This window comes from Rhodococcus sp. NPDC056960, assembly GCF_042674125.1.
In the GTDB taxonomy this organism is placed as follows: Bacteria; Actinomycetota; Actinomycetes; order Mycobacteriales; family Mycobacteriaceae; genus Rhodococcus_F.
Genome location: NZ_JBHURF010000067.1, coordinates 1 through 10659, shown reverse-complemented (window position 1 = coordinate 10659; position 10659 = coordinate 1). Strand labels below are relative to the sequence as shown.

Annotated in this window: 7 protein-coding genes; all 7 read right to left on the bottom strand. The window is 63.3% G+C overall.

The features are described 5' to 3' along the window. Nucleotides 1-261: 261 nt before the first annotated feature. The 7 genes from ACFTWF_RS44565 to ACFTWF_RS44535 all read right to left on the bottom strand — a co-directional run bounded on the left by ACFTWF_RS44565 (nucleotide 262) and on the right by ACFTWF_RS44535 (nucleotide 10534). A complete protein-coding gene (locus ACFTWF_RS44565) occupies nucleotides 262-1755 on the bottom strand; it encodes an aldehyde dehydrogenase family protein (RefSeq protein ID WP_378467450.1) in 1494 nt (497 codons plus the stop codon). A 136-nt stretch (nucleotides 1756-1891) separates the two neighbouring features. Then, nucleotides 1892-2971 carry an LLM class flavin-dependent oxidoreductase gene (locus tag ACFTWF_RS44560; RefSeq protein WP_378467449.1) on the bottom strand — a complete coding sequence of 360 codons (1080 nt, stop codon included), beginning with the start codon at nucleotides 2969-2971 and terminating at the stop codon, nucleotides 1892-1894. A 242-nt stretch (nucleotides 2972-3213) separates the two neighbouring features. Continuing rightward, nucleotides 3214-3609: a RidA family protein gene (locus ACFTWF_RS44555; protein ID WP_378467448.1), complete on the bottom strand. Its 396-nt coding sequence runs from the start codon at nucleotides 3607-3609 to the stop codon at nucleotides 3214-3216. A gap of 30 nt (nucleotides 3610-3639) precedes the next feature. Beyond that, entirely contained in the window at nucleotides 3640-4812 is a 1173-nt protein-coding gene (locus ACFTWF_RS44550) for an LLM class flavin-dependent oxidoreductase (protein ID WP_378467447.1), read from the bottom strand. 450 nt (nucleotides 4813-5262) lie between these two features. Continuing rightward, nucleotides 5263-7626, bottom strand: coding sequence for an ATP-binding protein (locus ACFTWF_RS44545; RefSeq protein WP_378467446.1), 2364 nt, complete (start codon nucleotides 7624-7626; stop codon nucleotides 5263-5265). A gap of 394 nt (nucleotides 7627-8020) precedes the next feature. Further along, nucleotides 8021-9286: a bifunctional 3,4-dihydroxy-2-butanone-4-phosphate synthase/GTP cyclohydrolase II gene (locus ACFTWF_RS44540; RefSeq protein WP_378467445.1), complete on the bottom strand. Its 1266-nt coding sequence runs from the start codon at nucleotides 9284-9286 to the stop codon at nucleotides 8021-8023. A gap of 63 nt (nucleotides 9287-9349) precedes the next feature. Beyond that, nucleotides 9350-10534, bottom strand: coding sequence for a thiolase family protein (locus ACFTWF_RS44535; RefSeq protein WP_378467444.1), 1185 nt, complete (start codon nucleotides 10532-10534; stop codon nucleotides 9350-9352). Between the last annotated feature and the right edge of the window lie 125 nt (nucleotides 10535-10659).

Sequence of the window (10659 nt, the reverse complement as noted above, 5' to 3'; positions counted from 1 at the left end):
GCCCCGTAGCAGGATTGAACACCTCAATGGCATCCACCCCCGAACCCGGCACCCACCGACCACCAATCAAACACACAGCCGTCAAATCCACATCAGTGATTGTCACTATTTTCAAACCCTCACTACTCGAAAATCGTTGGTAGGTGGCTCCGACGACCGCGAACCGGCAAGACCGACACCGGTGAGTTCTCGGTCAGACGTGGGCGACTATGACCCAGCGCCGGCGCCACCGACGACTATGGAGCCGTACGTTCCCATGGTCTACGACAGGTCGACGACGACTGTCTTGAGCTCGAGATACTCGTCGAGACTCTCCTTGCAGGTCTCCCGACCCAGCCCCGACTGCTTGTGCCCACCGAACGGCAACGCCGCATCCACCGTTTGATAGCAGTTCACCCAAACCTGACCCGCCTCGATTCCCGCGGCTACACGGTGCGCGCGGCCGAGGTCCCGGGTCCACACCCCCGCACCGAGTCCGTAGTGCGAATCGTTCGCCAGCGCCAGCACCTCGTCCTCGGTGTCGAACGGCACAATCGTCAGAACCGGACCGAAGATTTCCTCCCGCAGTACTTTCGAGTCCGTGCCGACATTCGCCAAGACGGTCGGCTCGACGAAATAGCCTTCGTTCCCCCACGTAGAGCCGCCGGTGACGATCTCGGCTCCCTCGCTGCGGGCGAGTTCGATGAAGCCGAGCACCCGGTCCCGGTGCTCCGCCGAAATCAGCGGACCCATCTGCGACGCCGCATCCAGGCCGCGGCCCAATTGGATGCTGTCGGCCGCCTCGACCAACCCGTTGACCACATCCTGAAACACCGAGCGGTGCGCGTACAGACGCGACCCGGCGACGCAACTCTCACCTTGGCAGGCGAAGATTGCCAGCGCGGCCGACGGAATCGCCTTCCCCAGATCGGCGTCGCCGAAAATGATATTTGGTGACTTCCCGCCCAACTCGAGGGAGACGCGCTTGAGGTTGCCCGTGGCCGCCTTGATGATCGCCTTCCCCGTCGGTCCCGAGCCGGTGAAACTGATCTTGTTTACGTCTGGATGCTCGACCAGTGCGGCCCCTACGGTCTCCCCGTATCCGGTGACATAGTTGAAGACCCCCTCGGGGAAACCGGCCTCGAGCACCAACTCGCCCAGCAGTGCGATCGACAGCGGAGTCTGCTCGGCCGGCTTGACAACGACCGTATTTCCCGTCGCGAGTGCCGGCGCAATCTTTTTGACCGCCATCATCAAAGGGAGATTCCACGGCACGATGCACCCCACCACACCAAGGGGCTCGCGCAGCGTGTACGAGTGATAAGGCCCGCCGAAGTTCGTCGGAAACGACACCGGGATCGTGTCCCCGGTGATCTTGGTCGGCCATCCTGCGTAATACCGCAACACGTCGACTGAGAACGCCACATCGACGTATCTGGCCTCGCCGATCGTCATCCCCGCGTCGAGCGACTCCAACTCTGCGAACTCCTGCGCACGGTCCTCGATCAGATCCGCCAGCTTCCACAGCAATCTGCCACGTTCCTGCGGAGTCAGCCGGCGCCACGGGCCGCGGAATGCTTCGCACGCAACCGAGACCGCGCGGTCGACATCCTGGGCGTTACCGGCCGGGACATGAGCAACGACCTCCCCGGTCGCGGGATCCTCCACCGCGATTGTTTCGGCGGTGGACGCGTCCACCCACTCGAAGCCGATCAGCATCCTCTCGGCCTTCTTGATGTTCGTCCTCAGTTCTTCACTGAGCAGCGTTGTGGACATTGTTCCATCCTCATCTTCATTGCATTAACAGGTTCTCGGCACTCTCACGACGGAGGGTTGCCGCCCTAAGCCGCCACACAGCCCTGGCCAGATCATGTGGCGGCCCGCATTTGGGAGCTCGAGGCGCGGGAAAGTCTCAGGCGTTCTGCAGCGTCTGCGCCGCCGTGAAGTTCTTCATCAGCGGGAACACCTCACGACCCATCCGCTTGATGTCCTCCACGTAATCCGGGAAGATCAGCATGTATCCAGCGACATCGAGTTCGGCCCACTCGTCGAGCTGGCGCGCGATGCTCTCCGGGGAACCAGTAATGAAGTCCGTCGAGAACTGCACGAATCCCTTGGCGTCGACCCCGGCGAGGATCTCTGAGGTGCCGCCCTTGGCGGAATCGGTGGATGCCTGCCCGATCATGTACTCCATCACACCCCGATCCGGGCTGTCGATGTAGGTCTGCAGCTTTGCTTCCGCTTCCTCGTCGGTGTCAGCGAGGACGACACCCAATGCCACGAATGGCCGGATGGTCCGCCCCGCGTTCTCCATCTGCTCGTTGAACCTGCCCACGACATCCTCGAGGGCGTCCACGCCTCCCCAGGCCAGGCGGAACGAGTAGTCGGCGTACTTCGTGGTGAATGCGATGGCGTCGTCCGAGGCGCCGGCACACACGATGTTCACGTGACTATCCGGCTTCGGGCCCATCCGCAGATCGTCATACTGGAAATGCTTGCCCTTGAAGTTCGAGACGCCATTCTCCCAGAGCTCGCGCACCACCTGGCAGTATTCACCCGCGTACTCCCAACGGTAGCTGTTGTATTCATAGCCAGGCCACACATTCATGACCTCGAGCTCACGGGGGTGCCAGCCGCCGGGAACGATGTTGAGTGAGAAGCGCCCCTCGCTGATCTGGTCGATCGTCACGGCCATCCGCGCAGCGATCGCCGGATGGATCGCCAGAATATTCACGGAGCCAATCAGCTTCATCGTCGTCGTATCCCGGGCAAGGGCAGCCATCTGTGTCATCGACTCCAGTGCGTCGTCCCAAAACCCCGTCGTACCACCGTGCCCGCGCAGCGCCGACAACGACAGGGCAAATGAGAACCCGCTTTCCTCTCCCGCCTGGATGATCTCCCTCATGTGCGAGTACGTCGGCGAATACTGTGGAGCAGCCTCGGAAATGATGTAGCCATTCCGAGCACTGGGAATGAAAATACCGAACTCCATCGCAGGTGTTCCTCTCTTTAGCGACCCGCCTTCTCACGGATCGGTCGAATAATCTGCGGAGCCTCTGATTCGAGGGCAATCCGACGAAGACAAGACTTCGGATTCGGGCGTCCTGGGTAGGACGCCGTCAGGTGGGGCGGCGACCCGTTCCGGTCGAGCGGGCTCACCGATGGCTTCATGGTCGAGTTGCGCATCGTCGACGACTTGTCGGTCGCACAGCCGGACATTCTCCTCGCGCGGTCCTACCGCTGGTTCCGTGGTCGGATCGCGACGGCGTCGATCTCGACGCGGCAATCGCCGGCGATGCCCACGACGAGCGTGGTGCGCGCCGGATACGGGCCATCCCCGAAGACCTCGGTGTACGCGGTCCAGAACTCCTTGCGATACGCATCGTCGGCCAGATAACAGGTCGTCTTCACAACATCCCCGAGCGTGCAGCCGGCAGCCTCGAGGATCCCCCGAATCTCCCCGAGCGCGATCTTCGCCTCGTTCGCGATGGTGTCGGCCTCCGGCTTACGAGCGAGCGTCTCCAGATCCAGCGCCATACCACCGCAGAACACGTAGTCCTGGGTCGCCACACCCGGATTCATGCCGAACCGCGGGTAAGGAAGATCGCCTGGGTTGAGGTAGTCCGTCATTGTTGTTCCTTCGGTGAGATGAGGGGTAGGTCAGTTCGCGGCGACAGCCGTGGAATCGAGGCTGCGGAGCGCGGGCATGCACTCCGCGGCGAACAGCTTCAGGGATCTGTCGACGTCCTCGTGCGCGATGCCCGGCACACCCATCTGCAGCAGCCAGTTCCCGATGCCGTGCGACTTCGACATCCGCGTCATCTTCTCGAGCACGGTGTCCGGCGAACCGATGAACAGGTGATCCCGATCGAACATCAGATCCCACGGAGCCATCTCCTTGTACTTGGGATCGTTCGGGTCCTCGTCCGCATCGAGAAACACCCCGATACCCCGAACCCGGCAGATGAACTCGAAGAACTCCACCACCGCCGGCTCCGCGATGCGCCGCGCCTCCTCGTCCGTGTCCGCGACGTAGGCCATACGCAGTACCGCGACGTCCTCGCCGAGCGGCGGGGTGACACCGGTGACCGCGGCCCGCTCGTCGCGGTAGAGCCCGCAGAGGTTGTGGAGAACCTGCCCGGTGGGATACCAGGTGATCGGCTTCATACCGTTGCGCGCGGCGCGCCGGAATCCCTCCACGGTCTCGGTCACCGCGAACAGCGGCGGCATCGGCTGCTGGTACGGCTGCGGAGTGATCCCGAACGCTTGAAGCACGCCGTCTTCGCCGACCCAGCCTTCCGGATCGGGCGCACCGGGCGAGTGGATGAACTTCGTGCCCGGCTCCGGGAACGTGTACCGCGGACCCCGCCAACTGAACTGGCGATCGGTCCAGATCCCCTTCACGATCGCCAGGTTTTCGTCGAAGATCCCGTAACTGTCCCCGCTGCCGTTCCAGCGATTCGCCTCCGGATTGAGGTTCATCACCTCGATCGGCAGAATTCCCCGACCGAACGCCACATCGAGGCGACCGTCACTGAAATGGTCCAAGATCGCGAGATCCTCCGCCACCCTCAACGGATGCCACAGAGTCAGCGATACCGCCGCCATCCCGAACCGGATCCGGCTCGTCCGCGCGGCCAGGTCCGTCGCCAACATGATCGGATTCGGACTCGCATCCGTACCATCCACATCGAAGTGATGCTCCCCCAACCAAATACGGTCATACCCGAGCTCATCCGCCATCACGGCATGCCGCCGCGTCGCCTCCAGCACCTCATGCCAGGACAACTCACCCGAACGATTCGTCAACGCATACAGCAAATCCAGCTTCATTTCACTCCAAGTCCATTGGCGCTCGCCCATAATTCGGACAAGGACCGCATTACTATCCAATTGCGTGCCCGAAGGCTGACTCTCGGAAGCTCAGCCGTTCAGGTGATACCCATCACAAGAGAATCGCTGCAGCCACGCCTCGGTACCAGCGGGAAACTACCTATCCACTACCTATTGGCCCTACCCACGTACCACGTAGGTGGGCACAGCGAGGGTCCGCGACCTGGCATGCCAGGTCGCCGGCTGGTCAGGAACGGCCACCCGCCCATATCAGTTAGGTCGAACTGTATGCATCGACTCGCGGCGCTGACACCCACACACCGGCCCTTCGGACCGGCCACGTCACCGCCGTTTTGCCGCCGGACATGCGCCCAGACTTGGCCAAAGAGAGGCGCCGTCAGATCGCGGGCCCTCTAGATCAGATCAGCCCAGCTCGGACGAAAGGGTGGCTCAACGGCCGGATTTCTGCTCGTGGATCCACGCGGCAATTTGCGTACGCGAGGTGAAGCCAAGTTTGACGAGGGCGTGCTCGACGTGACCTTCGACGGTGCGTTGGGAAATCACAAGCCGGTCGGCAATTGCCCTGTTACTCAATCCGTCGGCGACCAGTTCAGCCACTTGTTGCTCGCGTCGGGTCAGGCTGAGTGCCTCGCTACTCGTCGCGGGCACCTCGGCTCGCGGCTGTTCACCCAAGGCGTAGGCAACCGCCTCATCCGCGCTCAGCGCTGCGCCTCGCTTCATTGCGGCCTCAAACGCTCTTTCCCCGAGAGAGGTTCGAGCGTGCTGGCGCGACTTCTCATGCAAAGTGGCAGGGTTTGTCAGACCGGGTGCGCGACCACCGATAGCGCTGAAGAGTGCGTCCGCAGCGCCCAGCAGCACCGTGGACCGCTCCGGCCTCTGTTCGACGTCAGTCCACGCAATTTGCTCGAGCGCCCAGGCGTAGCTCAGCTGACTTCCCACCATCCGGGACAGCCTCAAACCGTCTTCGAGGAGCGCGGTTCCGCGCTCACGTTGTCCGTGCTGCCACATCGCGAATCCGTAGTCACACAGCGCCATTGCTCGCCATATTCTTTCCCCCCGCGACTCGGTGAGCGCGATGAGCTCCTCGTAGCTCGCTGTAGCTCGCTCGATGTCGCCGGCCATCTCGAAGGCGAGCGCGAGCCAGACCAGTGCCGGCACCAGTTGGTTGAGATCGCCTTCGGAACGGAAGACGTTGATCGCGTTTTCGAGGCTGGGGATACCGTTCCGAAGCTCTCCGTTGGAGATGGCGAGGCACCCCTCCGCGAAGGCGACCGACGCATCGAGGCCGGCATCCCCGACCCGGGCAGCCAGCAGCCGTGCCTGGTCCGTCGAGACAGTGCCGGCGGCAACGTCGCCCTGCAACGCGGCCAGCATGCTACTGGTACACAATGCTTCGATCCGGTCGAAGGGCTGCTGATTTTCCTGACTGGTGAGTGCACGATCGAGCCAGTGTCGGCCTTCGCTGAAAGACCTTCGCACGAACCAGAATTGATACATCGCAGTGACGATTCGCATGCCCGCTTCTGCGTCGGTGTCTTCGCTGAGGCAGAACTCCATCGCGTCGCGAAGATTCGGTTGCTCGCGATCGAGTCTGGCGATCCACTCTACCTGCAGCGGACCGATCCATTCGGACTTCGCCCGTAGCACGAGTTGCTCGTACCAATCTCTATGCCTTTGTCGAAGCTCCCGGTATCCACCGGCTTTGTCTAACTTCTCTCGTCCGTATTCACGAATCGTGTCCAGCAGTCGATACCGCACCACCGAGCCGACCTCTTCGCGGATCAAGACCGACTTATCGATCAGAGACGTGAGCAGATCGAGTAACTCCCCTTCCGGCGGGTCTACGGCGAGGACCCCCTCGGCAGCGTCGAGCTCGAAACCACCGGCGAACACCGCCAGTCGAGCCCATAACCACTGTTCCTGTGGCGAGCACAGGTCATAGCTCCAGTCGATGCACAACCTCAAGGTCTGCTGCCGCGTCGGTGTTCCTCTGCCACCCAGCGTGAGAAGTCGGAGTCTGTCGCCGAGGCGCTCCACTATCTGCTCGACCGACATCGCCCGCAATCGTGCCGCAGCCAGCTCGATCGGCAGGGGCAGGCCTTCCACACGCCGGCAGATTTCAGCCACCGTTCCCATGTTGTTTTCGGTGAGCGTGAAACCCGGCACTGCGGCGTTCGCACGCTGCTCGAACAGGGTCACCGCGTCATATCGGGAGATCTCGCGTAGCGTCGCTGTCGATCGCGTCAGCTCCGGCAGGGACAGCGGGGGTACTCGTACCACTACCTCCCCACGAATGTCGAGCGACGCACGGCTCGTGGCGAGGATTTGGACACCCGGGCACGTCCGCAGTACGACCTGTGCAACACCCGCAACTGCCTCGACCAGATGCTCGCAATTGTCCAGGACTAACAGGATCCGTTTCTCCGCCAGTTGTTCGGTGAGCACGGTCATGGGCGGTCGGACGGAGTGATCCTGCAAACCCAGCGCACCCGACACGGCCTGTGCGAGCAGGTCCTCGTCGTGTAGTTCCCCCAGTTCGACGAACCAGACTCCATCGTCGTATGTCCTGCGCGAAACGTCGGCGATTCGCAGGGCGAGCCGGGTCTTGCCCACGCCGCCGGCGCCGGCGCCGATGAGGGTCACCAGCCGTGATTCGGACAGCAACTGGCGGGTGTCTGCCAGTTCGTGCCGACGGCCAACGAAGCTGGTCAGGTCCAGTGGAAGATTTCCGGATTTGCCGCGCCGTGCCTTGCCTTGCTCTCCGATGTCCGCGGATGGCTCAGTTTCGGGCATGGCCGCATCCGTTATCGAACTGGCGCATTCCGCAGGAGGCTGAATTGACGGGCGCGTCCGATGCGCAGAGCCGATCGGCCAATCCGAAAGAAGTCGGCCGTACAGTCATGCGCCACCTCTTGACGAATCGTGCCCGCTATACGATGTCTGTTCTACAGCGTGGTTTCACCGAGTTCAACTCCCATGCGCTCTCACCGCTCATCGAACGCGTCATGAGTGCAAGTCCGGGGATGGATGCCGAGGTCACGCGCGTGAATGGACTATCCTTTCCGATTCCAACGATCGGCTGGCAGTCCGACTTAGCGGCGGGGATTCCGGCACGATCGAGTAAGTACGCACAGCGCATCCGGCGGACGATCTCCTTTCCCTCTGTGAGGGCAAGCCAGGCTGTTGCTCAGCCGAAGGTGGTGATGCTGCGCTCCCTCACGGGAGTCGCCGGCGGACACAGGTCGGGGAGGTCGTGACCCATCCGGTCCCGTTTGGTCTGCAGGTAACCGAGATTATGGTCGTTCGGACGTGGCAGTAGCGGAACGCGCGCCGCGACCTCGATGCCTGCATCCTGCAGACAGGTCACCTTCTGCGGATTGTTCGTCAGCAATCGCACCGAACCGATACCCAGATCTCGCACGATCTGCGCAGCCGCCCCGTAGTGCCGGGCATCGATCGGCAGACCGAGATCCAGATTCGCGTCGACGGTGTCCCGGCCGAAGTCCTGCAGACTGTAGGCCTGCAGCTTCGCCGCCAGCCCGATGCCGCGCCCTTCGTGCCCGCGCAGGTAGATCACCACACCGCGGCCTTCGCATCTGATCCGCTCCATCGCTTCGGTCAATTGCGGCCCGCAATCGCAGCGACACGAGCCGAAGACGTCACCGGTCAGGCACTCCGAATGCACTCGTGTCAGAACCGGGGCGGCATCCGAGATGTCCCCGTGCACGAGCGCGATGTGCTCGGTGCCGTCGGTTTCCACGCGATATCCGAACGCAGTGAAGTCGCCGTGCCGTGTCGGCAGCCGGGTCGCCGCAACCCTTTCCACGAGCAACTCGTGCCGGCGCCGGTACGCCACGAGACTGTCGATGGAGATCATCGCCAGACCGTGGGAGTCAGCGAATTCCCGCAGTTCAGGAGCCCGTTTCATGGTGCCGTCGTCGTTGACGACCTCCACCAGCACACCGGCCGGGGCCAACCCCGCCATCGTGGCCAGATCGACTGCGGCCTCGGTATGGCCGCGCCGCACCAACACCCCGCCCTCGCGGTAGCGAAGCGGGAACACGTGTCCGGGCCGCGTCAGATCCGGAGGCACCGAACCGGCATCGGCGAGCACCCGGGCGGTCCGCGCCCGATCGGCCGCACTGATCCCCGTACTCACACCGTCGGCCGCGTCCACTGACACCGTGTACGCCGTGCGCATTCGATCCTGGTTGTGCGCCGTCATCAACGGAATGTCCAGCCGGTCGAGCATCTGAGGCGCCATCGGCACACAGATCACCCCACTGGAATACCGAATGGTGAACGCCATCAACTCTGGTGTGGCCTTCTCCGCGGCGAAGATGATGTCACCTTCGTTCTCCCGGTCCTCGTCGTCGACGACCACAACCGCCTTACCGGCCGCGATGTCGGCGATCGCCCGCACCACGCTGTCCAGACGGACTCTGTCGCTCATGGGAGTGCTCCTGCCTTCTCAATGGGAGGGGCGGGACGCTCTGGGAAGGGCGTCCCGCACCCGTCAATCTCTTTCCAGAATCAGGGCGTTTGCCATGCCGCCCGCCTCGCATACCGTCTGCAACCCGCGTCTCTGGTCGGCGTCTTCCATCGCGTGCAACATCGTCGTCAGCAACCGGCAACCCGTCGCTCCGAGCGGATGACCGAGCGCGATCGCTCCCCCTCGCGGATTCAGGAGATCGATGTTGACCTCGAGATCCGACTGCCACGCCAGCGGCACGGAGGCGAAGGCCTCGTTGACCTCGAAGTGATCGATCTGATCGATGCCCAGACCGGTTCGGGCCAGGATCTCCCGTGTCGCCGCGATTGGCGCCGTGAGCATCATCAACGGATCGTCACCGCAGGCATAGAAGGACCGGAGCCGGGCTCGGGGACGCCAGCCCATCCGTCTGGCTGCCCGTTCGCTGGCGATCAGCACCGCGCTGGCGCCGTCGGTCAACTGCGACGAGTTTGCCGGCGTGACGTGCCATTGCAATTCCGGGAACCGGTCGGCGTACTCCTCGGTGCGGAAGGATGGCGTCAGCGCCCCGATCGAGTCGGGGATGGTACCGGGACGGATAGTCTCGTCCCGGTGCACCATCTCGTCTGTGGCCGGCACGCGAATAGGTACGATCTCGCGTACGAAAGCGTCGGCGGAGTCCGCCCGTGCCGCGAGTTGATGTGAGCGTGCCGCGAACTCGTCGAGTTGTTTCCGGTCGAGATTCCACCGGTGCGCGATCAGTTCGGCTGCGACACCCTGGGGTAGCAGTCCCGGAGCGTACCGCTCGTTCACCGAGGGACCGTAGATGTCCGCGCGCTGACGATTCGATCCCATCGGCACACGGCTCATCGACTCGATACCGGCCGCGATCACGATGTCGTAGGACCCCGCCATCACGCCTTGCGCCGCGAACTGCAACGCCTGCTGACCGGAGCCGCACTTGCGCTCGATGGTCACGGACGGCACCTGCTCCGGCAGCCCGGCCGCCAGCCACGCCATCCGCCCGATGTTGCCGGACTGTTCGGACGACTGGGTGACACACCCGACCAGAAGATCGTCGACCGCGCCGGGATCCACCGCCGTTCGCTCCACCAGCGCGGAAACCACCTGCGCCAGAAGCTCGACCGGGTGAACACCGACCAGTGCGCCAGCCGGGCGGGCTCGGCCCATCGGCGACCGGACCGCGTCGATGACGACCGCGGAGTTCATGTCGCGTTCCCACCGGTGCGCCGCATGGTGCTCACCATCGGGTCACGACCAACTTCTGATCGGTGAAGAAATCCAACGGCGCAGCACCACACACATGCGAATCACCGTAGAACGAGGCACCGTAC